Raw genomic sequence first — 21,554 nt, 5'->3', positions numbered from 1 at the left:
GTCATGCACATGCCGGAGGCCGACACCACCGATTATGGCGCGCTCGCCGCCATCTACCGTCATGTCGGAAACAACTTCAAGGTGGGGGTCGGCTATAACTTCGGCCGCTTCTCCGACGACCTCAGAGACCTCACCCTCGACGACCAAGGCGTCTTCCTCAATCTCGTCGGGAAATTTTGACCTTGAAACATGCTCCCCACCGCGGCCCGGGGAGCATGTCCGTTCCCGCGCTACTTGGGTAATACCTTCATGCCGAGCGAAAACATGTGGACATGCGACGGTTGCGGCCGCGAGCATGAGCTTCGCAAGATCGATTCCCATCGCTGGGTGAAATGCGGTGATCCCAACCAACAGCAGCAGCTATACCAGATCAGAATGCTGCAACTCTGCCCCTCCTGCCAACTGCGGCTGCGACGCGACTTCAGGCTCAAAACTAGGATCCTCTATCGCGACCGCTCTGCGATGCTGGAAAGATCGACCTTCTTACCCGCAACGTCCGCGACGATTTTCAAGGTGCCACCGAGAGACACGACATAATCGCGCAACGTCGACAACTTCATGTCGGCGCGCTGCACGAAGACGTATCTGCTCGGACTGGTTTCAAGCAGACCAATGTCTCAAGATTGGAGAACGTACGCCCATACGTCCGTCGCGTTTAGCCTGCCATGGAGCCGCGTGTCCGCGGTAACAACTTTTGTCCCTACCGCAAAATGTATTAAGCTGTACACAATTTAACACAGGAGCCCCGACAATGGCGGCCAGCATCACCATGACAATTCGGGTGAGCCCCGAGATAAAGCAAAAGCTTGATCGGATCGCGACCGACACCCGACGCAGCAAATCGTTTCTCGCAGGCGAGGCGGTCGCGGCTTACGTGGAGCGAGAGCTTGAAATCATCGACGGCATTAAGCGCGGCCAGGCAGACGCGGCGGCTGGCCGGCTGGTGCGGGATGACGAGCCATGGCGGAACTCTATGCCGTGATCGATGCAGCGGAAGCGAATCGAGCGGACAAAGAATAAGGCGACCGGTCACCTGGGCGCGCGAAGCACTGGACGACATTCGGGAGCAGATCAGGTTTATCGCTCAGGATAATCCAGCAGCGGCGCGACGGGTCGCGGATCGACTCCGCGACACACTTGGCGAGATCGCGACCGGTCGGCCGGCTCGGGTGACGGGCGCCTATGAGAAGTCGGTCACGCTCCTGCCTTATATCATTTTCTATGAGCTGCGGCCGATCGCGGCCCGTGAGAGTGTCGTCATCTTGCGCGTGATCCATTATGCCTCGGAACTGGCCCACCAAGGAGTGGCCGAACTAGTTTAGAGACGGTTTAACAAGGCCGGCCTACCCACTTATATGGGGAGAGCCGGCCGGTCAGAGGCTTACGCCGAAGAATTGCGGATCTCTGCAGCTGGTGAGGCGTCGCCGGAGGGCGGTTCGGAGAGCGTTTGGGCGCAACGCGCGTGCGAAGCTCATACCGTAATCAGGTTGGAGCTTGTCCAGGGATCTAGCTTAGTGGGGCTCATGCCCTTGAGGCTCGTTTTTTTCCGGCTGACTATACGGCCAATATGGCTGACCTGCTTGTTTCATCGGAACGTCGCGGATATCCAGACAGGCAAACTTCCATTAACCCGAAGCTGGTCGGATGCGCGTTCCATCAAATCCCCTTGTCCTGATCGGGCCTGCCATTCTCCTTCTTTTCGCAGCCACATTCCTCTGGCTTTGGGCCGGAGATCGCCGGCGCCGCCACCTTCTGTTTTTCGCCTTCGCAGCCGTCCTGTTTTGTCTCGGAAGTCTATCGCAGATGCTGGCGATTCCCGAGGTAGTAGGCCCAAACGCCATCGTGTCCGCATTGCTTTACACATTGAGCGTCTTGGTTCTGTGCGACGGCTTGCTAAGGCGATCCGGGAAACAGTTGAGCTGGTCGGAATATGCTGCCGGCATCTTCCTCATCGTGGGCGGAATCGCCTATTTCTTCTATGTCGACCGCCAACTCATTACTCGCATCTACCTGCTGAATTTCGGTTTCGGGCTGATTTGCCTTGCAACTTCCTGGCGTTTGCGCAGCCTTCGCCTTGGTCGAACCGCCGAACGCATTCTGTTCTGGATCTTACTATCCTTCTCGCTTCATTTCTTCCCCAGGACCATTTTGACAGTTGGTGTGGCCGCACCGGCGGCGAATGAGTTCGCGTCCTCGCCCTTTTGGCTGGCACTGCAATTCTCGCTCGCAGTCCTGGGGGCGGCTCTCGCTCTGGCTCTTCTCCAAGTGGCTGCAAGCGATACGATCGAGGATCTGCGCCGCGAACGGTCCCTGGATCCACTCACCGGATTGCTGAACCGGCGGGGCTTCGACGAGATCGCGGGCGAGCACTTGCATGTTTCTCGAACATGGCCGGTTAGTCTGATCGTGATCGATATTGATCATTTCAAGAAGGTCAACGACTCATTCGGTCATCCCGCCGGCGATACTGTTCTCACGACCTTCAGCAGATCGTTGCTTACAACAGCAAGGCACGTCGACGTCTGTGGTCGATTGGGAGGCGAAGAATTCCTGCTACTTCTTCCAAATTGCGATGCCATGGGTGCGCGAACCATCGCTGAACGGCTGCGCACCAAAGTGAGGCTGACCTCGTTCAAAGATTTGCCGAGGGATTGGCGGGTGACGGTGAGTATTGGAATAGCGGAGGCTCGTCGGGGAGAAGCCCTGTCGGATCTGATCGCTCGAGCAGACGAAGCCTTATATGAAGCAAAGCGGGCCGGACGTGACCGCGTCCGCCTGTACAGAGAAGTCGTCGCCAGCGTCTAGGATTTTGCGAAACTCTCCAATCAGAGTGTGGAGGGTTCGCTTTCCCATTCTGGCTGATGTCAAAGGCTCGCTCACACGTGAGCGGAGCCACATCGCGCCGCCATGCGCTATCTTTGAGCAAGCGAAAACGCATAAATGCGGGTTGCGGTGGCAACATCCCGATCCGTTACAGATCTGTTGGAAACCTGTGGGATATTTGCCATGCGATAACCTCAAGGTACACACATGCGAAATCTAGCAATGGTTTTAGCTACCGAGCGTTGTTAACGTTTGCACGCCGCTTGGGGGCGGTTTGTTGTGGGGCGGGTTACTCATTGAAATGTACAGGGATTTTGCGGAGGCTGGTCTGCTAGGACATGTGCCCGATGAAGTCGGGCCGCGGAAGATRGCGTTTCGCGGTGGTGCAGCCCATTGGCGCCAGCCCCCTGGATCCCATGAATTCACCTCGACCGGGCACAGCGTCGCGATCATGTTGGACAGCTCGCCCAAATTTAGCTTCGCATTCGAATCCGAGCCTTACCGAACCTTCAATGTCACACCTGGCATGATCGCCGTTCGACCGTTCGGTGTAGAGGGGAAGGCCAGTTGGTCATCCACGACTGACGGCGTTGTCGTTGTGATCTCGCCTGAAAGCATGCTCGAACTCGCCGGTCAGGAGTTCGATCGTCCTGAAGTTAATTTAAGAGCGGTACCCTATACCGCCGACAACACGGCTTTGCAGTTCGCCAAGATGATAAAGGCGGAACTGAACCGGCCCGATCATTCGAACGAACTCTATCTCGATTCCCTTATAACCGTCTTGGGTATCCACGTGCTTCGCAACTATTCGAATGCCGGAAAGCCCGAGAGGCCGGGCAAGGGCGGCCTTTCGGCTGCTGCTGCCGCCAGGATCAGGGATTATTTGCACGAGCATTTCAGCCGAAAGCTGACCACGTCGGAGCTCGCAGCGATTTGCGGCCTTTCGGTGGGGCACTTCACGCAGGCTTTCTCCAAGACCTTTGGCTGCCCGCCTTATCGCTATGTCCTGGAACGCCGGCTTGATTTTGCGGAAAAAATGCTCTCTGAAACGACGATGCCGGTGGCGGAGGTGGCGTTTCTCAGCGGCTTTTCCAGCCAAAGCCATCTCACGAACATGATGAAGACCTATAGGCGTAAAACCCCCAGCCAGTTGCGCTAGAGGCTGGCCCAAGTCTCACATTGCCCCAAATCTCAGCCCGTTGATCTCACGGCTCCTGACGGGCGGCACTCCGTGTCGAATGCTCTCCTCCCTTGGCATTCCCGGCGAAGCTTCTACTTAGCTGGAGCAAAGGCCTTCAAATAGCCATTCGAACGCCCTTTGTTTCAGCTATCCCCCAAAAGGGGTAGCTCGCGCTCGGCACCCTTTCGTGCAATATAGATTGGGAACCCAGAGGAGAGGAACAGGTATGGCAAAGCCAACCTGGACATGTGCAGGATGCGACGTACAGTTTACGACGCGCAAGATCGATGAATGGCGTGTCCTGCGCGTCGAGATTACATCGATCGGTGAGACATCGCGTCTGAGTGAGGCATTTGAACTTTGCCCAGACTGCCAGCAGCGCATAGTAAGACTTGCCGATCCTCGAAACTGGCCCCGGCAAAGTCCCGAGCCAGCGGATGATGAACCCCATTCCCTTACGCTTCAGCCATGAGAATTTCCAAGGCGGAGACGTCGATCGACGACAGGTGAGGCGGTGTTTCGGCGGCTAGGATGTAGCTTGGCTGCGGACGACCAAGTCCATCAACCAACTCACGCGACCCAAGGATCGAGGGTCTCGATACCAAATCCCTCGAAATCCTTGGTATTACGCGTAGCGAGAATGAAATCGTGAGCTATCGCCGTGGCCGCGATTAGGCCGTCCATCGACGCTAACCCGCGACCGCTTCGTTTGGCCAACGCCATCAGGTCACCCCAAGCCAGAGCAACCGGTTCGTCTACGGGGATGAGGCGGCGCTCGAAACGTTGTGGCAGATCCTGGGCGAGCCATTCAGCCAGCACGTCGCGTTTGCGCCCGTTGTCCATCAGCGCAACGCCACGTCGGATCTCAGCGATTGATACGACACTGATGAAGGTCCGATCCTCGTCGAGCTCGTCCAGCCATTTCAGAACACGAACTTCAGGGCGCGGTTTTGTGACCTCCGACAAAACATTGGTGTCGAGCAGAAGTCTCACAGCGGCAGATCACCGGGTTCATCGCGTTGACGTTCCAGGTCCAGGTCTGCGCCGCGTAGGGGTGATTCCATCAGAAACTCTGCAAGTGAGCCCTTGCGTACGGTCTTCTTCTGCCATTCTTCGGCAGAGACGACGACGACGCTTGGTTTCCCGTTTCGAGTGATCGTCTGCGGCGCTGACTGCGCGCGTTCAATGACCTCGGACAGTTTCGCTTTCGCGCTGGCCACGGTCCAACTTTCATCGCTATGTGTGGAAGGCTGCATTCGGCGTCTCCTGACCAGAATGACTATTATGACTATCGTAGCCTTAAAGTGGCCGGGTGACAAGTCGCTCAATGATAAGAGACAAATTTAAGCCCCTCTGGTTTCGTGGGAGGATAAAGGCCGCTTTGTGACCTCGCGCGCTCCTGCTGTCGACGTGGTATGATGGAGCAAGGGTCATAATATGTTTGCTCCTGATTGTCGGAGAGGCGACGGCATTCGCTGAGCTTCGGGTTCAGCCGCTGCGCCTCGGAGTGCTTCGGAACGTGCTCTATAGCGGCGATGTCTGGAAAATCTTGCCATATGGCAAAATTTCTCCTATTTATGCCGAAAGGAGATTTGCCATGCTGCAGGAAATCCCGCGCACGGAGGCCGTTCCAGAGATCCCGCAGATCACCGCCCGCGAGGCGGAGGCGATGGGGCGCGCGGTTATTAGGCTTTTCGAGAAATGGCAGGTATCCGATGCAGATGCCCGCGAAATCCTAGGAGGACTCGCCGCTCGCACCTATGCGCGGTGGAAAGCCGGAGAACTCGGACGCATCGATCGTGATCTCGCCACGCGTCTTTCGTTGCTCCTTGGTATCCACAAAGGGCTCCGCTACCTCTTTTCAGACCCGGAGCGAGGTTACGCTTGGGTGAAAAAGTCGAACCAGGCTTTTGGCGGCCGCACCCCGGTCGAGGTTATGGCGCACGGGGACATCTTCTCGCTCGCCCGCGTGCGAGCCTATCTTGACGCGGAGCGTGGTGGCTGGTGAACGATCGCCTCTCGGTCGTGCGCGTCCGATGGCCCAAGGCCTACCGGATCATTCGCTCCATCCATCCGCCCGTTGACCTTTTCGAGGATATCGCCGAACCGCAGGACTGGGAGGCACTGGTTTCGGCTGAATCGAAGACCAATCCGCGCATATGGGATCATATCGGCAGGCTCGATCTGGTGCCGGTGGACCGGCGTGTCAGCGGACCGGGCGCCAGCTATCTGATGGCTCCATTTGTCCACATCAGCACTGACCGCCCAGGGCGTTTCACCGATGGGACCTATGGGGTCTACAGCGCCGGCGATCGGGAAGAAGTGGCCATTCGGGAGGTAGCTCATCACCATGGAAGGGCAATGGCAAACAGTCGTGAGGAGCCGGGGTGGACCTCGCAATTCCGTATGCTGATCAATCGGCTCGATCTAGACCTGCATGATGCACGGCCGCATGGCCAGTATCATGATCCGGATTCCTACAGGTCGTCACAAGCCTTGGGGCGGAACCTGAGAGCCGGCGGCGCCAACGGCATCGTCTATCGCAGCGTGCGCTGTCCCGGCGGCGAATGCGTAGCGATCTTCTGGCCGGATCTTATGGATATCCCGGTGCAGGCGGATCATTTCGATTTTCACTGGGATGGAAAGCAGGTCGACAAGGTCCGCAATTGCCGTACCAACGCGATCTTCGCTCTCTAAGCCCATCACAGCAAAGCCGGCTCGCCGCGAGTGATTTCACGGCCACGGAAACAGGGCGGTGTCAGCAAGGATATTGTTTCACCTGTTTAGTGCCGTTTACGGCGGGGAGGAGCTTGCTTGATCCTCCTTCCGCAAAATCCGTCCGGATATCGCTTTCTCATAGCTTCGCGGATCAACGTACCAATACAGCACCGTCACGACGGCGACGCAGGCGAGATGCAGCAGCCAACCGGCCAGGAAATTGCCGGTAGCATTGTGCAGGACTGCCACGATCCAAGGCGGTATCGCTGCGATGAGAAAACCACCGCCCTGCATGAGCGCCGACAGCGCGCCCGCTTCGGCGGGCTCGGCCAGATGGTCGAGCACCACGATCATCGAAAGCGAAAAGCAGCCACCCAGGCCGGCACCCAGGAGAACCGCGCACAAGACCGGTGTGGCTTCCGGCTTGATCATCAGCGCGATAAAACCCATTCCCTGCATCGCCAGCGTCAGGCACAGCCACGGCCGGCGATCGATGTATCGGCTGGCGAGCGTCGGCAGCAGCAGCGCTGCGAGCGCCTGGGCAACCGCCATGATCGCCAGCAGGCCGCCGCTGGCGGCACTGGTCCAGCCAAGCTCCTGGTACGCCGGCGCAAGCCACGCCACCGCCGTCGAATAGCCGCCATTGACGAGGCCAAAGCATGCCATCAGCAGCCATGTCCGCGGACGTTTGAGGAAGATAGCCGCCGCATTGACACCGGTCCGCCGCGCCTCATCGCGCGGCAGGCAGCAAGCGGCCAGGCTGGCGGCCAGCAAAGCAGGAGCCGCCATCCACGCAAGTCCGGCATGCCAGTCCCCCACACGACCGGCGATCAGCGGCGCCATCTGCGCGCCGATTGCTCCGCCACCCATCAACATCGCGGAATAGAGACCCATGACGAGGCCGGCATGCCGGGGAAACTGCTGCTTGACAATTCCAGGGAAGACCGCCTGTACAATCGCCGCACCAAGCCCCAGCAGTGCTGCGGTTCCCACCATTTGCCAATCCCTGGTAACGAAAAGGCGCAGGAACGAGCCGAAAGCAAGTACCGCGAGCGCGACGATGACTGAACGCCGTACCCCGAGTTTGGCTTGTAGCGAGGGACCGGCGAAGGCGAACACACCCATTAACAGCATCGGCACGAGGGTCAGCAGCGCCATGCCTTGCAGGCCAAGGCCGGTTTCTTCGCTCACGCGTGTGGCAAGCGGGCCAATACCGGTGATGAATGGCCTGAGATTGAGACCGACCAGTGCTACGACGGCAAGCAGCAGGACGTTGGTAGCCCGCGAATGCCCCTCGTGGTCCATATTTCTATGCTCTTTTGTTCTGAATCCGCTTCCACTCGGCGTAGAGATCCGGATGCTGCTCGAGCCGGACCGGCACGTAGCGGATTGTCATTGACTGTTCGGCGAAGGGTTTTGCGAGATCCGCATAGATTGCTGCCGTCGAGAGGCCGTAGGGTGCGCCGTCATCGTTAGAGTGGGCATACGCAACCTCTCCGACGCCAGCCAGTCGCATCGCCGCCATGCACATTGGGCACGGATGGCCGCTGGCATATACCACACAGCCCTCAAGATCGGGTGAGCCGAGCTTTTGGCTGGCGGCGCGCAGGGCGGTCAATTCCGCATGCGCAGTTGGATCATTGGTGCTGTGAATCTCGTTCACGCCGGTGGCGATCACCTGACTGTCCTTCACGACGACTGCGCCGAAGGGTCGGCCGCCTTTCGCGACATTGGCGCGTGCCAGTTCGATGGCTTCGCATAGAAAGCGGGTTTCTTGGTTCATGAACGTTTCCTTATCGCGCGCCGGCGGCGACGAGCAGGCTTTCGATCTCCTTGAAACCGCGACTGCGCGCGTGCTCGAGCGGCGTCACGCCGTCGCCATCAGCAAGATCGATATTTTGCTTTTGCTTCGATCAGCAGCGCGACGATCTGCTGGTGGCGCTCGCCGCCATCGCCCAGAATGATCGCCTCGAGAAGAGCTGTCCAGCCGAGCTTGTTGACGTGATCGACATCGACACCCGCCTCGATCAGCGTGCGAACAGTTTCCACGTGGCCACGCTCCGATGCTGGAATAAGTGCCGTGCCGCCGTAGCGGTTGATGCTTTTCAGATCGGCCCCGTGCGAAAGCGTCATCTTCAAGATCTCGAGATGGCCGCGCGCGCCGGCATAGAGATAAGGGCTATCCTCGATCCTGTCCTTGGCGTTGACATCCGCTCCAGCCTCGATCAGCGCCTTGGCGGCGGCGATCCTGTTTTCATGCGTCGCGACGARCAGCGCGGTGGCACCGTTGGCATCGCGGGCGTCGATCTTCACGCCCTCGGTCAGAAGCGCCTCTATCGCCGCGGCATCTCCCTTTTTTGCTGCGGCGTGCAAGGGCGTGTCGCTCATGGTTTCTCCTGATGCAGTGAATGAAACGGATGCCAGCGCCAGAAAAGCGGCGCCAAAAATGATCGTACGGCGAAACATTTGTCGCTCCTTTTGCGCGCCAGCCTGTGAACGGGGTCTGCTCCCCTTGGGCGCGATCTCCAGATAGGTCTGAAACGAGGTATTTAAAAATAAAATATTCAGATAGTTTTCATTATGAAAATAGATGGCGGCGGCCGAATTCCAAAAGAGGCTGCGGTCATGATTGGCCCGGTATATTGAACCGCCCTGCCAGGATCGTGGTCATATGTTCGACCAGTTCGGTAACCGGCCCAGTCGTCTCCCAGGCGTAAATCGAGACTACCATCGAGGGTTCCATGCCAAACGGTGCATACTGCCGTACGCGGCGTCCCGTCGTCGTGCTGATCGGCAGAAGCGACAGGCCGAGCCCGGTCTCCACGGCGACAAGCACATTGTGAAGGCTGCTGCCGGAAAAGGCCACGTACCAGCGGCGGCGCTCGCGCTCGATGCGCTCGAACATGGCTTCACGGTAAAGGCCGCCGGGCGGGAAGGCCACGAGCGGGACGGGGTCCGGCCATTCAGCAGGAGGATCGGCGCTTTCGAACCAGGCCATTGCTTCGGGAAAGGTCGACCGATAGTCGGAACTGGCCGCCGGTTCCTTGACGATGACAATGTCGAACTCGCCGCCACGATAGCGCCTGGTGAGGTCAYGGCTCAGTCCTGCGGTGACGTCGAGACGGATCTCGCGATGGCGCTCAGCGAACTCCCCGAAAGCGGCCGCCATCGCAGTGCTGACGATATCTTCCGGAAGGCCGATGCGGATGGATGTCGTACCAGCCGGATCGCCGAGGGCCGTCTCGGCCTCCTGCGTCAGGGAGAGAATCCGTCGGGCATAGCCAAGCAGGCGCTCACCCGCTGCCGTTGGCCGCGCGGGGCGCGCGACGCGATCTATGAGCACATGCCCGACGGCCTCCTCAAGTCGAGCAAGCTGCTGGCTGATCGTGGATTGCGTCATGTTCAGGCGCTCGGACGCCTGGGTAAAACTTCCCGTGTCGGCAATCGTTACGAAAGAACGAAGGAGGCGTGGATCGAGCATTTTTTTCCTCGCGGCGTTGGCATGAGAGGCTGTGATGGAAGGGTCTCATGAGACGTCTAGTTTCAGAATTTTAATGTAAAGCATTAGTATATTTAATTTCCTAATATCTCCGACGGGTTCTATCTGAACGAGTGTCCGACGCGGAGCCCCTACCAAGCCACCGCGTTCCAACGGAAAGGAGACCATAATGATCCGCAAACTCGTGCTCTCGGCGACGGCAGCAACGCTTTTTGCTCCGCTGGCGGTCATCGCTCAGGACCTGCCGACGACATCCTATCTGCCGCTCGATACCGCAACAAAGGCTGCCGATGCGGCGCTTCAGGCATGTGTTGCTGAAGGTCACAATGTCAGCGTCGCCGTCGTAGCACGCGACGGCTCAACCAAAGTGCTGTTGAAGGCCGACAACTCCGGCCCGCACACAACGGCCAGCGCCACCGGAAAGGCCTTCACGTCGGCCGCATTGGGTCGTGATACGGCGGGCCTCGCCGAGTTCATCGCCTCCAAGCCGGCCAATGAAGGGTTGCGCGACATGGATCCACGCATGGTTATCCAGGCGGGGGGCCTGCCGGTCAAAATCGGCAACGCCCTGGTCGCCGGAATTGGCGTGGGTGGCGCTCCCTCGGGGGAGATCGATGCCGGCTGTGCCGCCGCCGGGCTCAAGGCGATCGGCGCCGCCGAGTAATTGCCTGCACCATCAGGCGGCCCGCGGGCAAGCGAGCCGCCTCCAGACCGGGGGTGGCGTGCAGCGGCATTCCTGCACGGCGGACTTCAGGCGCCCGTCGCTCGATCGCCCAGATCAATCTCCCGGAGCGGGTTGCCTCCATCGATGAACAGGCGTCCCTGCGGGTTCAATGCTGCCGCAATACGGGCCCTCGCGCGCCGCCCGACCTCGGGGTGGCGCCCATCCAAAGCGCCAACACGCACGGCGATGGCAATGTCATAGAAGGCTTCACCCGGCTGCAACCCAAAATCCTCAACGGCCACATGACGAAGACTTAGTGTTCCAGCCGCGATCTCTGCTCGTGACAGGTCCCTCGCCTGGGCGATGGCCTTGGCCGAACGGTCGATAGCGAGGACATGTCCRCCATCCATCCGACGCGCGATTTCTCGCGCCGCAGCCCCCGGTCCGCATCCGATCTCCAGCACGCGCAATCCTGGCCGCAAAGGCAGTGCGTTCACAATCTCGAGCAGCCGCGCCGATAGTTCCCTTGGCATCGCACTTCTCCCTGGAATTAGCCTTTGGCGAGGATCACTTCCTCCCCTTATTCCGTGGAACGAACACTGGACGAATTGACCGGCTCGTTGACCCAAGACCGCGTTGTCGTCAAAAGAACCGACAGCTTGACCACCGACCGAGGATCCAGCCGTTTGGGAGCTAGCTTGGACTTGGATGACGAGACGCAGCAGTCCGATACGCCGACGCAGCGCATGTTCTCATGGGCACGCAATTCGGCAATTTACCGCCTCGAGCGGCGAATGCACACGGAAAAGCAGCTGTTCGACGCCATCGCGCGCAAAGCGCGGCAAAAATTCGACCCGATCAGCCAAGCCCAGGTCACGGCATTGGCCGATTTTGYCGTGCAATTCGCTTATGAGATTAAGGCGTTGGACGATAACAGCTATGCCGAGATGAGCACCCGAAGCGGCATGCGCGGCGGCAAGTCGAAGCGCGCCATCGCGCAAAAGCTGTCGCAGAAAGGTATCGCAAGGACCACGATCGCAGCCGCCATTTCGGAGGCGGACGACTTTTATGCTGCGGTTGTCCTTGCCCGCAAGCGTGCGCTTGGGCCGTTTCGCAAGAACGATCTGGATGAGAAACGCAAGGCAAAGGAGCTTTCTGCCTTTGCCAGGGCGGGGTTCGCCTTCGAGATCGGCCGGAAGGTCTTCGAGATGTCGATCGAGGATGCCGAAGAGGCGCTGGCCGCGGTCAGGAGCGTTTAAGGGCCGGATCATCGAGCGCCGGATTGTAGAAAAGCGAAAGTGTCAGGCTTCTGGCGATACGCTCCGCTGTCGCCATGAACCAGGCTTTCGCTTCTTTATTCGGGGCGATGTCGTCGAGGGTCGCGGAAAAGAGCTCAAGCCATTTCGGAAAGAGCTCGGGCGTCATGTTGGCAACGCCGAAATGGGCCTGAACCGGTTTGCCGCCATAGGCGCCGCTGCGGAAAGCCACGGCGGACCAGAAGCTCTTCATCTTCTCCATATGCTCGGGCCAGCGGCCCGAAAGCCTTGCGTCAAAGACGGGCCCCAGTTCCGGATGCGACAATACGCGGCCATAAAACGTTTCGACCAGCAAGCCGATGAAGGCTTCATCGATACCGATCGCTGTCATCTCCGCTTCCGCGCGTTCGCGGATCCCCGCGACATGGGCGGCGCGACCCTGCAGTTCATTGCTCATTTCACACCCCGTGCTCTGCCGCTATCATATAGTCTTCGCGGACGTCGGGCCCAAGGCCGCATCGAGCAATTACGGGGGTGTTTGAGGCTGGCAGGAGTCTTCTTGCGGTCTGCCAGCCTCAATCTGCTTTACATCACTTCGATGCGGTTACGTTTGCGAGGTCCACCGCAATGATATCCTTGTCGGCGGCGAGTGCTTCGACGATCGCCAGTTGCGGAATGACGATCGCTTCAGAGGGGGGCGCGGCGGCAATCGCGCGGCGGATGGCAAGCTGCGGGAGTTCGCCGCCGGTCGTMATCGCATGATCGAGGACGATCTGCAGATCGGCCGCATGGCGGAAATCTGGATCGCCCGGCACTCCGGTTCGCACCGCCTCGGCAAAGCGCTGGTAGTTGGTGGGAACCGTGCCGGCATCGATGTCCCGCCAGACGGCGTTCTCGACATCGGCTCCGGAGCAGGCACGCAGCGTCGAACCGTTCGGCGTGTGGATCACCTCGATTGCGCCCTTGTCTCCATGCATGCGTAACCTCAGTTCGTTCAGATGCCCGGTCGCCCAGCGGCTGGCATGGATGACGCCCATTGCGCCATTGGCGAACTCGGCCATCATGACGAAGCTGTCATTGGCGTCGAGATCGTATTCGCCGATGCGGTTCCCGGGAGCCTTGTCGAAGGTCTTCAACCGCGCGGAAACACGCTCCAGATCGCTTGCCGCCGCGTAGGCCGCAAAGTCGAGGATATGGATGCCTACATCGCCAAGCACGCCGTTCGAGCCGTGTTTCGTCGATAGCCGCCATAGCCATTTCGACTCCGTGGCCCAGTCTCCCCAAGCCTTAGAGACGAGCCAGCTCTGGAGATAGGAAGCCTCCAGGTGCCGGATCTTGCCGATCTCGCCGGCGAGCACCATCGCGCGAGCTTTTTGAAGCGGCGCTACGTTGCGATAGGTCAGGTTGACCATCGCGATAAGGCCGGATTTCTCCGCCGCGTCGGCCATTTCCGCGGCCTTGGCATAGTTTTCCGCCAGGGGCTTTTCGCAAAACACGTGCTTGCCCGCGGCAAGCAGCGCCAATGTGGTCGGATGATGGATATTGTCCGGAGTAACGTTGGCGGCCGCGTCGAATTCGCCCCAGGCGATGGCGTCCTCCAGCGAGGTGAAGGTGAGCGGAATATTGTGACGGAGCGCGAAGGCGCGCACGCGCACCTCGTCCACGTCCACCGCCGCTACGAGTTCGACGCCGGAGATTTCCGAAAAATGCATGGCATGGGTATTGGCCATGYCGCCGGTTCCCAGAATGAGAAGTCGCATGGGTCCGCCTCACCTGTATCCGGCTTCGCCGGCCTGATGCAGCCGTGGCCCACGCTCGACGATGGGTTCCAGTGCCTTTTCGACTGGCACGTTCGGTGCGTCGTGAATGGCTGCATAGGTGCCGAGCGGGTTATGGGCCCATTTCACGGCGTTGCGCAGCACCTGCTGGACCGTCTCATTGTGATAGGTCGGGTATGTTTCGTGGCCGGGGCGGAAATAGAAGATGTTGCCGGCTCCCCGCCTGTAGGTCAGGCCGGAGCGGAACACCTCGCCACCCTCGAACCAGGAGATGAAGACTGTTTCCAGCGGTTCCGGAACGGAGAACTGCTCGCCGTACATCTCTTCGTTTTCCAGCTCGAAATGGTCTGGAAGGCCGGCCGCGATCGGATGCCTGGGATTGATCACCCAGATACGCTCGCGCTCTCCCGCTTCGCGCCATTTGAGCGCGCAGGGCGTCCCCATCAGCCGCTTGAAGATCTTGGAGAAATGGCCCGAATGCAGGACGATGAGACCCATGCCCTCCCATACGCGCTTGGCCACTCGCTCGACGACTTCGTCGGAAACCCCACCGTGGTCCTTGTGCCCCCACCAGAGCAGCACGTCGGTCTCGGCAAGGCGCTCGACGGAAAGCCCATGCTCCGGCTCCTGCAGCGTGGCGGTGGTTGCCTTGATCGCCGGATCCTGGTTCAGCGCCTCGGCGATCGTGCTGTGCATGCCGTCCGGGTACACTTCCGCGACCACCTGGTTGGTGCGCTCGTGGATGTTCTCACCCCATACGATTGTTCGGATAGACATATTGGCTCCTTATCTTCCCGCGGCTTGGGAGGAGAACGCGGGTATCCTGATATTCAAAAGGTCTTTACGTGTGCTGCTTTAGAAGAGAGGGGAGGCCGGCAGGGGCAGGCGCCATGCTTGTCCTTGCGTCATGCCGCGCCTCGCAGTTCGACCGGGTTCATGGCCTGGCCTGYCGCATCGAAGCGATGGATGCATTCTTCGAGAGGCTTCAGCTGAAGCGATTGGCCGGGCTGGTAATCGGCAACGCCGCCCTTCCTGACCACCAGGGGCTCGGAAGCTCCTATTTCGACATAGAGATAGCTGTCGGCCCCAAGAATTTCGGAATGGATGACCGTACCGCTCCATTRCCCGTTCTGTTCGACGATTTCGATGTGCTCGGCACGGATGCCTATCGTGTGTGCCTTGTATGGTTCGGCCAATCCTCCGTTCAGGAAGTTCATTTTCGGTGAGCCGATGAAACCCGCGACGAAAACCGAATTCGGCTTTTCGTAGAGCTCGAGCGGTGTGCCGATCTGCTCGACCCGGCCATCGCGCAGCACGCAGATCCGGTCCGCCAGCGTCATGGCCTCCACCTGGTCATGCGTCACGTAGATCATGGTCGTATTGTGCATGCTGCGGTGAAGCTTGGCGATTTCCAGTCGCGTCGCGACACGCAGGGCCGCATCGAGATTGGACAAGGGTTCATCGAAGAGGAAGACCTTCGGATCGCGCACGATCGCCCGTCCGATCGCCACGCGCTGACGCTGGCCGCCGGAAAGCTGACGCGGCAGGCGCTGCAGATAAGGGGTGAGCTGCAGCATTTCCGCAGCCGCCTCGATCCGCTGCCGGCATTGCTGCTTGTTCTTGCCGGCCAATTGCATGCCGAAGGCCATGTTCTCGTATACCGTCATATGAGGATAAAGTGCATAGGACTGGAAGACCATGGCGATGCCACGCTTGGCCGGAGTGAGCGCATTGACCACCTGACCGTCGAACGCGAGYGTTCCGGAAGAGATCTCCTCCAATCCCGAGATCAGCCGCAGCAAAGTCGATTTTCCGCAGCCGGACGGTCCCACGAACACCATGAACTCGCCAGCGCGAATGTCCATGCTGATACCCTTGATGACCTCGAGCGCTCCGAATGTCTTGCGAATATCGCGCAGTTGTATCGTCGCCATTTGCCTCCTCCTATCCTTTGACGCCGCCGGCGGTGAGGCCGGAAATGATCCGCCGCTGAAAGATCAGGACGAGGATCACGAGGGGCACGGTGACGATGACGGATGCCRCCATGATGTTGCCCCAGGGAATTTCGAACTGRCTGCCGCCGGACAGTAGCGCGATGGCGACCGGCACCGTGCGCTGCGTATCCGATGACGTGAAGGTCAATGCGAACAGGAACTCGTTCCAGGCCGCGATGAAGGCAAGCAGGCCCGTGGTCACCAGCGCCGGCCACATGAGCGGCATGAAGACCCGCGTGATGATGACCCAGGACGATGCGCCGTCGACGATCGCCGCCTCCTCGATCTCGATCGGGAGGTCCCGCATGAAAGTGGTCAGCACCCATACCGTGAAGGGTAGCGTGAAGATCATGTAGGAAAAGATCAATGCAAGGGGCGTGTTGAAGATGCCGACCGCGCGGATGAGCTCGAAAAGGCCGGCCAGTACCGCGATCTGCGGGAACATGGAAACCGACAGGATGGTGAGCAGCAGCRGCGAGCGGCCGCGAAAGCGCACCCGCGCCAGGGCGAAGGAGGCGGTGACCGCAAGCAGAAGCGAAATGCCGACAACCAAGGTCGCCACCAGCAGCGAATTACCGAGGTTCTTGAGGAAGCTTCCTCTCGACAGGACCTCCGCATAGTTCGCCAATGAGAACGAGGTCGGCCAATAGTCGACTCTGAAAAGGGCGGTGCCGGATTTCAGGCTCGTCAGGATTGCATAGTAGAAAGGGAAAACCGCGATGATGATGATGGAAGCGACGAGACCGTAAAGGGCCGTTCGTTTGGCAAGAGCGAGAGCCATCAGCGTTCCCCTCCGTCGAAATTGACCCGGCCGAACCACATGTAGAGGATGGTGATTGCCGCTATGATGAGGAACAGCATGGTGGAAGCCGCCGCCCCATAGGCGAACTTGTCGAAATCGAAGAGGTTCTCGCGCGCAAGCACGGACATCGTCTTGGTCTGGGCGTTGTTGGGCGTCAGCACATAGATCAGGTCGAAGATGCGCAATGCATCGAGCATGCGGAATATCACCGCGACCATCAGAGCCGGACGAATGAGCGGCAGCGTCAGCCGCCAGAAGACCTTGACCGGGTGAACGCCGTCGATCCTGGCCGCCTCGTAAATATCCCCAGGCACCATCTGCAGGCCCGCAAGGATCAGGAGAGCCATGAAAGGCGTCGTCTTCCAGACGTCGACGATCAGCACGGCGACCATCGCGGTATCAGGGCTGGCGGTCCAGGCGATCTTTTGGCTGATCAGGCCAAGGCGGAGCAGGATATCGTTCAGGATGCCGAATTGATCGTTCAGCATCCAGGCCCACATCTTGGCCGACACGATGGTCGGGATCGCCCAAGGGATGAGGATGGCCGCCCGCACAAGTCCGCGCCCCGCGAACTGCGCGTTGAGCACAAGGGCGACGACAAGTCCGAGAACGGTTTCGATGCCGACCGAAACCACGGTGAAYTTCAGCGTGTTCCAGACCGCGTTCCACCAGGCGGCATCGGCGAGCAGGCCATTGTAGACGGTGCGCCCGCTCTTCAAAGTGACCCAGGAAAGATAGTTCTTGAAGCCGACGAATTCCGCCCCGGCGAGATTGGTCAGAGACGCGTTGGTGAAGCTGAAATAGATGGTCCTTACGAGCGGCCAGCCCGCGACGAGGGCAAGCACCAGGAATGTCGGGGCAAGGAACACCCATGCCGAGCGAATGCGCTGCGCCTGCAATTGCGAGCCGATCCTGATCTGGCTCGTCGATGTTGCCGGCAATTCCGCAAGCGAAATATCCGTCATGACGTCATCTCTCTGGTTGCGGTCCGGTCTGCGCCGGAACCTTCGACCAAGGGGAGATGGCAGCCGCCTGGGGCTGCCATCTGTGGCTGGCGGGAATTACCAGGCATCTCCCTTGAGTTCCGTCAGTTCGAGTTCGAGCAGTTCGAGGTTTTCGGCGGCCGTCCCGTTTCCGGAAAGCGTGTTGTGGACCGCGCTCCAGAATTTCGACGAGACCTCGTTGTATTTCACCTTGGCGATGGCCGACGGGCGCGGCACTGCGCTTTCGAAGATGGGCTTCCAGCTCGGCATGAAAGGCTGCGCGGCGGCGACTTCCGGATCGTCGTAGAGTGCTGCGAGCGTCGGCAGATTCGAAAGCTGTACGGCGCGCGCCTTCTGCACTTCGGAGGACGATAGAAATTTCACCAGCGCGATCGCCGCCTCCTGGTCCGCCGAATACTTGGAGACCGCGAGGTTCCAGCCCCCGAGCGTGGAGGAGGGTTGTTCATCATCGGAAGCAGCAGGAAGCGGCGTCACCGCGAATTTACCTTTCACGGCGCTGTCGGCACCATTGCCGAGCGCATAGGCGTAAGGCCAATTGCGCATGAAGACCGCATTGCCCGTCTGCCACACGCCGCGGGCCTCTTCCTCCTGATAGGCGAGCACGCCCTTCGGGGCGATCGTGCCGATCCATGCCTTCACTCGATCGACGGCTTCCGCCGCCTTTTCGTTGTTGATCGAAATCGTGCCGTCGGTCTCGATGATCTGGCCGCCGCCGGAGGACTTGATCCATTCGAGCGCGTTGCAGGTCAGGCCCTCATAGGCATTGCCCTGGAATACATAACCCCACAGGTCGGGCTGCCCGGCCGCGCGCTCTTTTTCCTGGATTTCCCTGGCGACCGCTTCCATTTCATCCCAGGTCTTGGGAGGYGCCTTGCCATATTTTTCCAGAAGATCGGTCCGGTAGTAGAGGGCGGGTGCATCGGTATAGAGCGGGAGCGCGACCAGGCGACCGTTTACCGTCTGCGACGCGATGATCGACGGAAAGAAATCGCCGACGACATCTTTTGCGGCCTCGGCAAGGTCGACGAACTGATCGGCGAGCTGTGGCGCCCAGACGATGTCGGTCTGATAGACGTCGACATCCGAGTTGCCTGCTGCAAGCCACAGCCGGTACTGGCTGAACTGTTCGCTGCTCGACGACGGCATGGTTACGAGGTTGACCTTGTGGCCGGTCTCTTTCTCGAACTTGTCGATCTGCTCGCGCAGGAAGCTCAAATTCTTGCCCGTCGAATTGGCCGCCATGGAARGTTCGGCGGCGGTTGCAAGATCGACGCTGCCGGTGGCGGCGGCGCAAAGGATCAAGGCTCCCCAAAATGGCTTCATGGTTTCTGGCTCCTCCCAGGCTGCAGGTTTTCGCCTTCCGATGCGAAATTGAAAACGGTTTGGCTATAAAAAGCTGTCAGAAACAAAAAAACTTGTCAAGGCGCCCGGTGACTGCTTCAGGATTGGTTGTGAATTTCTCAATAAAGATGTATGATTTCAGCCAGATATCGGAAAGATCGTGTGACATCTCGACGGTGTTGTTCAATAGTCGATCACGGCAGGTCGTGCCGACATGAGTAGAAATTTGAAAACGATTTGGCAAAATTTAAAAACGGTCGGCGCGCACGGGGATCTTTTTGAAGGCAGGCCTGTCATGATCGGCGAATGCGGATATATTCTCCAGCCCAACCATTCGGGGGTAATGACGTCGGTCTCATGAAATTAAAGGAATTCGCCAAACAATTAGGGCTGTCGCCGACCACCGTCAGTCGAGCGCTGAGCGGCTATCCCGAGGTCAGCGAAGCGACCCGAAAACGGGTCGCCGAGGAAGCCGTTCGTCTTGGCTACCGCCCGAACATCAATGCCGTGCGGCTCGTGACGGGACGCGCAGGTGCGATCGGCATGGTGATGGGGCGCAGCAGCGAATTTCATTTCGCCGAGTTCATGACCGGAATGGCCGAGCGCCTTGGCGAGGACGGCGTGGACATCCTTGTCAGTCCGCTCTCGGACGCCGGTTCGGACGATGTGATCACACTCTGCAACAGGCTCGCCACCAGCAGGCGGGTCGATGCCATCATTGTCAGTTCACCCATGCCCGACGACGAACGCATTACAATGCTTCACGGGCTTGAGATGCCTTTTCTCGTTCACGGGCGCTCGGAGACGAGCGTGCCCTATGCCTGGCTCGACATCGACAATGAGGGTGCCATTCGGCGTGCGACGTCCCAACTGCTCGATCTCGGTCATCGACGGATTGCCATGATCAATGGTCGCCCGGGACTGACCTTCTCGCTTCATCGCGACAAAGGGTATCGCGAGGCGTTGGCGGAACGCGGCATCCCGTTCGATCCTCGCCTCGTCGTTCATGGCGACTTCACCGACGAGGTCGGGTTTCGCTTTGCGCGGGCTTTCTTGGAACAGTCCCCGCGCCCAACCGCCTTCGTTGCCGGTTCGATGATGACGGCGCTCGGCATTTATCGCGCCGCCCGCTCCCTCGACCTTGTCATCGGGCGCGATGTTTCCGTCATCGCCCATGACGATGTCTTCCCCTATCTGACGGCGGAGAACATGGTGCCTTCACTTTCCGCTACCCGGTCGTCCATGCGGGCCGCCGGCGCAAGGTCGGCCGAGCTGGTCCTGCAGATGCTTGCCGGGCGGCCGGCAGACGAGATTCATGAGCTCTGGCCCGTGGAGCTCATTCTGCGGGAATCCACCGCGCCCGCGCCCGTCGAGGCATGAGAACCGCCTTGTCGATCTTTTTGACTAAGCCAATTTGGCTCGGCTGACAGTTTCGCCCGTGAGACGCCTTTCGCTCGCCGCATCGAAGTAGTGAAGGTTCGGCGATGCAATCGAAATAGGAATTTGCTGCCCTGGCTCGAAGTCGACGCGATCATTGACGACGCAGGTGATTTCGATGCCTCCGATCTCGGCGAGGACATGCGTCTCGGCGCCGGTCGGTTCGATGACCTTGACAACCGCCGCTGTGCCTTCTTCAGCATTGACGATCACGTTCTGCGGACGAATGCCGATAATGACTTCGCCCGTGTGTCCGCTTGGAACGGCCGAAAGCGCCAGCCGTTCGCCGCCCTGCAGGCGCAGCGATTGCCCTTCTATAACGCCCCTGAGGAAATTCATCGACGGCGAGCCGAGAAATCCCGCCACGAACATGTTGGCAGGACGATCGTAAAGTTCGAGCGGCGTGCCGATCTGCTCGACGCGCCCTCCGCGCAGGACCACGATCCGGTCGGCCATTGTCATGGCCTCGATCTGGTCGTGGGTGACATAGATAATCGTCGAGCCCAGCCTCTGGTGTAGCGCTTTGATTTCCGCACGCATCTGCACGCGCAGTTTGGCGTCCAGGTTCGAAAGCGGCTCATCGAAGAGAAAAACGTCAGGATCGCGAACAATGGCGCGCCCCATGGCGACACGCTGTCTCTGGCCGCCGGACAGTTGCGAGGGCTTTCGTTGCAGGAGCGGCGTCAAACCGAGAACTTCCGCCGCCTCGGCCACCTTCTTCTGTATCTCGGCCTTCTTCGCGCCAGAAATCTCCAGCGAGAAGCCCATATTCTGCGCAACAGTCATCTGCGGATAGAGCGCATAGTTCTGAAACACCATTGCAATGTTGCGATCCTTCGGGGAGAGCGCGTTGACGATACGGTTTCCGATACTGATCCGTCCGTCGGAGATGTCCTCAAGCCCCGCTATCATTCGCAGAAGTGTGGACTTTCCGCAGCCGGAGGGGCCGACCAGGATGAGAAATTCCCCATCCGTGATGTCGATGGATACGCCCTGGATCACGTCCAGCGCGCCGAAGCTCTTACGCAGATTGGAGACCTGAACCGGTGCCATGCTGC

Annotated in this window: 21 protein-coding genes and 4 pseudogenes; 10 read left to right on the top strand and 15 right to left on the bottom strand. The window is 59.5% G+C overall.

Annotated elements, in window-relative coordinates; genetic code table 11:
• From LCM4573_RS28100 to LCM4573_RS15525, 5 genes and pseudogenes are all read left to right on the top strand, one after another.
• Nucleotides 1-180: hypothetical protein (locus tag LCM4573_RS28100; protein ID WP_157895512.1), on the top strand; the 180-nt coding region annotated here is incomplete at its 5' end.
• Nucleotides 181-751: 571 nt separating this feature from the next.
• Nucleotides 752-1,020, top strand: a pseudogene (locus LCM4573_RS15540) (CopG family ribbon-helix-helix protein).
• A pseudogene (locus LCM4573_RS15535) lies at nucleotides 1,017-1,317 on the top strand (type II toxin-antitoxin system RelE/ParE family toxin). The pseudogenes LCM4573_RS15540 and LCM4573_RS15535 overlap by 4 nt, the downstream one beginning before the upstream one ends.
• Before the next feature lie 486 nt (nucleotides 1,318-1,803).
• Nucleotides 1,804-2,805: a GGDEF domain-containing protein gene (locus LCM4573_RS15530; protein ID WP_244505328.1), complete on the top strand. Its 1,002-nt coding sequence runs from the start codon at nucleotides 1,804-1,806 to the stop codon at nucleotides 2,803-2,805.
• 319 nt (nucleotides 2,806-3,124) lie between these two features.
• A complete protein-coding gene (locus tag LCM4573_RS15525; protein WP_071007289.1) occupies nucleotides 3,125-3,982 on the top strand; it encodes an AraC family transcriptional regulator in 858 nt (285 codons plus the stop codon).
• Nucleotides 3,983-4,573: 591 nt separating this feature from the next.
• Here the strand turns inward: LCM4573_RS15525 and LCM4573_RS15520 are convergent.
• A complete protein-coding gene (locus tag LCM4573_RS15520) occupies nucleotides 4,574-4,996 on the bottom strand; it encodes a type II toxin-antitoxin system VapC family toxin (protein WP_071007288.1) in 423 nt (140 codons plus the stop codon).
• Entirely contained in the window at nucleotides 4,993-5,259 is a 267-nt protein-coding gene (locus LCM4573_RS15515; RefSeq protein WP_071007287.1) for a type II toxin-antitoxin system Phd/YefM family antitoxin, read from the bottom strand. The genes LCM4573_RS15520 and LCM4573_RS15515 overlap by 4 nt, the downstream gene beginning before the upstream one ends.
• A 263-nt stretch (nucleotides 5,260-5,522) precedes the next feature.
• Here LCM4573_RS15515 and LCM4573_RS15510 point away from each other — a divergent pair, with 263 nt between their 5' ends.
• Together LCM4573_RS15510 and LCM4573_RS15505 are read left to right on the top strand one after the other, a co-directional pair.
• On the top strand, nucleotides 5,523-6,011 hold the full coding sequence (locus LCM4573_RS15510) for an antitoxin Xre/MbcA/ParS toxin-binding domain-containing protein (RefSeq protein WP_407071736.1): 489 nt from the start codon (nucleotides 5,523-5,525) through the stop codon (nucleotides 6,009-6,011).
• Nucleotides 6,005-6,700 (top strand): RES family NAD+ phosphorylase, encoded by a 696-nt coding sequence (locus LCM4573_RS15505; protein ID WP_071007286.1) that lies wholly within the window; start codon nucleotides 6,005-6,007, stop codon nucleotides 6,698-6,700. Before LCM4573_RS15510 ends, LCM4573_RS15505 begins: the two co-directional genes overlap by 7 nt.
• 96 nt (nucleotides 6,701-6,796) lie before the next feature.
• Here LCM4573_RS15505 and LCM4573_RS15500 read toward each other — a convergent pair whose 3' ends face one another.
• From LCM4573_RS15500 to LCM4573_RS15485, 4 genes and pseudogenes are all read right to left on the bottom strand, one after another.
• Nucleotides 6,797-8,026: a cyanate transporter gene (locus LCM4573_RS15500; RefSeq protein WP_071007285.1), complete on the bottom strand. Its 1,230-nt coding sequence runs from the start codon at nucleotides 8,024-8,026 to the stop codon at nucleotides 6,797-6,799.
• A gap of 4 nt (nucleotides 8,027-8,030) precedes the next feature.
• Nucleotides 8,031-8,504 (bottom strand): nucleoside deaminase, encoded by a 474-nt coding sequence (locus LCM4573_RS15495; protein ID WP_071007284.1) that lies wholly within the window; start codon nucleotides 8,502-8,504, stop codon nucleotides 8,031-8,033.
• A gap of 10 nt (nucleotides 8,505-8,514) precedes the next feature.
• Nucleotides 8,515-9,109, bottom strand: a pseudogene (locus LCM4573_RS15490) (ankyrin repeat domain-containing protein).
• A 235-nt stretch (nucleotides 9,110-9,344) separates the two neighbouring features.
• Nucleotides 9,345-10,202, bottom strand: a complete 858-nt coding sequence (locus LCM4573_RS15485) for a LysR family transcriptional regulator (protein ID WP_071007283.1) — start codon at nucleotides 10,200-10,202, stop codon at nucleotides 9,345-9,347.
• A gap of 187 nt (nucleotides 10,203-10,389) precedes the next feature.
• Between LCM4573_RS15485 and LCM4573_RS15480 the strand changes: the two genes are divergently transcribed.
• A complete protein-coding gene (locus LCM4573_RS15480) occupies nucleotides 10,390-10,884 on the top strand; it encodes a heme-binding protein (protein WP_071007282.1) in 495 nt (164 codons plus the stop codon).
• A gap of 86 nt (nucleotides 10,885-10,970) precedes the next feature.
• On the opposite strand, the gene LCM4573_RS15475 is transcribed toward LCM4573_RS15480, so the two are convergent.
• A complete protein-coding gene (locus LCM4573_RS15475; protein WP_071007281.1) occupies nucleotides 10,971-11,417 on the bottom strand; it encodes a cyclopropane-fatty-acyl-phospholipid synthase family protein in 447 nt (148 codons plus the stop codon).
• Nucleotides 11,418-11,588: 171 nt separating this feature from the next.
• Here LCM4573_RS15475 and recX point away from each other — a divergent pair, with 171 nt between their 5' ends.
• Entirely contained in the window at nucleotides 11,589-12,143 is a 555-nt protein-coding gene (recX, locus tag LCM4573_RS15470) for a recombination regulator RecX (RefSeq protein ID WP_071007280.1), read from the top strand.
• Here the strand turns inward: recX and LCM4573_RS15465 are convergent.
• The 7 genes and pseudogenes from LCM4573_RS15465 to LCM4573_RS15435 all read right to left on the bottom strand — a co-directional run bounded on the left by LCM4573_RS15465 (nucleotide 12,130) and on the right by LCM4573_RS15435 (nucleotide 19,041).
• Nucleotides 12,130-12,597, bottom strand: a complete 468-nt coding sequence (locus LCM4573_RS15465; protein WP_071007279.1) for a group III truncated hemoglobin — start codon at nucleotides 12,595-12,597, stop codon at nucleotides 12,130-12,132. The two genes, recX and LCM4573_RS15465, sit on opposite strands and share 14 nt — an antisense overlap.
• 262 nt (nucleotides 12,598-12,859) lie before the next feature.
• Nucleotides 12,860-13,900 (bottom strand): annotated as a pseudogene (locus LCM4573_RS15460) (Gfo/Idh/MocA family protein); the annotation flags it as partial.
• 9 nt (nucleotides 13,901-13,909) lie between these two features.
• Nucleotides 13,910-14,695, bottom strand: coding sequence for a ThuA domain-containing protein (locus tag LCM4573_RS15455; protein WP_071007278.1), 786 nt, complete (start codon nucleotides 14,693-14,695; stop codon nucleotides 13,910-13,912).
• 128 nt (nucleotides 14,696-14,823) lie between these two features.
• Nucleotides 14,824-15,852, bottom strand: coding sequence for an ABC transporter ATP-binding protein (locus tag LCM4573_RS15450; RefSeq protein WP_071007277.1), 1,029 nt, complete (start codon nucleotides 15,850-15,852; stop codon nucleotides 14,824-14,826).
• Between the two features lie 10 nt (nucleotides 15,853-15,862).
• Nucleotides 15,863-16,693 (bottom strand): carbohydrate ABC transporter permease, encoded by an 831-nt coding sequence (locus LCM4573_RS15445; RefSeq protein WP_071007276.1) that lies wholly within the window; start codon nucleotides 16,691-16,693, stop codon nucleotides 15,863-15,865.
• Nucleotides 16,693-17,679, bottom strand: a complete 987-nt coding sequence (locus tag LCM4573_RS15440; RefSeq protein ID WP_071007275.1) for a carbohydrate ABC transporter permease — start codon at nucleotides 17,677-17,679, stop codon at nucleotides 16,693-16,695. Before LCM4573_RS15440 ends, LCM4573_RS15445 begins: the two co-directional genes overlap by 1 nt.
• 96 nt (nucleotides 17,680-17,775) lie before the next feature.
• A complete protein-coding gene (locus LCM4573_RS15435; protein ID WP_071007274.1) occupies nucleotides 17,776-19,041 on the bottom strand; it encodes an ABC transporter substrate-binding protein in 1,266 nt (421 codons plus the stop codon).
• A 375-nt stretch (nucleotides 19,042-19,416) separates the two neighbouring features.
• Between LCM4573_RS15435 and LCM4573_RS15430 the strand changes: the two genes are divergently transcribed.
• On the top strand, nucleotides 19,417-20,439 hold the full coding sequence (locus tag LCM4573_RS15430) for a substrate-binding domain-containing protein (RefSeq protein WP_071007273.1): 1,023 nt from the start codon (nucleotides 19,417-19,419) through the stop codon (nucleotides 20,437-20,439).
• Nucleotides 20,440-20,463: 24 nt separating this feature from the next.
• On the opposite strand, the gene LCM4573_RS15425 is transcribed toward LCM4573_RS15430, so the two are convergent.
• Nucleotides 20,464-21,549: an ABC transporter ATP-binding protein gene (locus tag LCM4573_RS15425; protein ID WP_071007272.1), complete on the bottom strand. Its 1,086-nt coding sequence runs from the start codon at nucleotides 21,547-21,549 to the stop codon at nucleotides 20,464-20,466.
• Nucleotides 21,550-21,554: the final 5 nt, after the last annotated feature.

Origin of the sequence: Rhizobium sp. LCM 4573 (assembly GCF_001854865.1) — a bacterium.
Classification (GTDB): Bacteria; Pseudomonadota; Alphaproteobacteria; order Rhizobiales; family Rhizobiaceae; genus Neorhizobium.
The sequence above is the reverse complement of the archived record's forward strand: the minus strand, read 5'-3'. Positions and strand labels throughout refer to the sequence as shown.

Excerpts from the sequence above, each read along its gene's own strand:
- LCM4573_RS15500 (WP_071007285.1), bottom strand. The coding sequence starts at position 8,026 with ATGGACCACGAGGGGCATTCGCGGGCTACCAACGTCCTGCTGCTTGCC.
- LCM4573_RS15465 (WP_071007279.1), bottom strand. The coding sequence starts at position 12,597 with ATGAGCAATGAACTGCAGGGTCGCGCCGCCCATGTCGCGGGGATCCGC.
- LCM4573_RS15455 (WP_071007278.1), bottom strand. The coding sequence starts at position 14,695 with ATGTCTATCCGAACAATCGTATGGGGTGAGAACATCCACGAGCGCACC.
- LCM4573_RS15480 (WP_071007282.1), top strand. The coding sequence starts at position 10,390 with ATGATCCGCAAACTCGTGCTCTCGGCGACGGCAGCAACGCTTTTTGCT.
- LCM4573_RS15515 (WP_071007287.1), bottom strand. The coding sequence starts at position 5,259 with ATGCAGCCTTCCACACATAGCGATGAAAGTTGGACCGTGGCCAGCGCG.
- LCM4573_RS15430 (WP_071007273.1), top strand. The coding sequence starts at position 19,417 with ATGAAATTAAAGGAATTCGCCAAACAATTAGGGCTGTCGCCGACCACC.
- LCM4573_RS15495 (WP_071007284.1), bottom strand. The coding sequence starts at position 8,504 with ATGAACCAAGAAACCCGCTTTCTATGCGAAGCCATCGAACTGGCACGC.
- LCM4573_RS15425 (WP_071007272.1), bottom strand. The coding sequence starts at position 21,549 with ATGGCACCGGTTCAGGTCTCCAATCTGCGTAAGAGCTTCGGCGCGCTG.
- LCM4573_RS15530 (WP_244505328.1), top strand. The coding sequence starts at position 1,804 with ATGCTGGCGATTCCCGAGGTAGTAGGCCCAAACGCCATCGTGTCCGCA.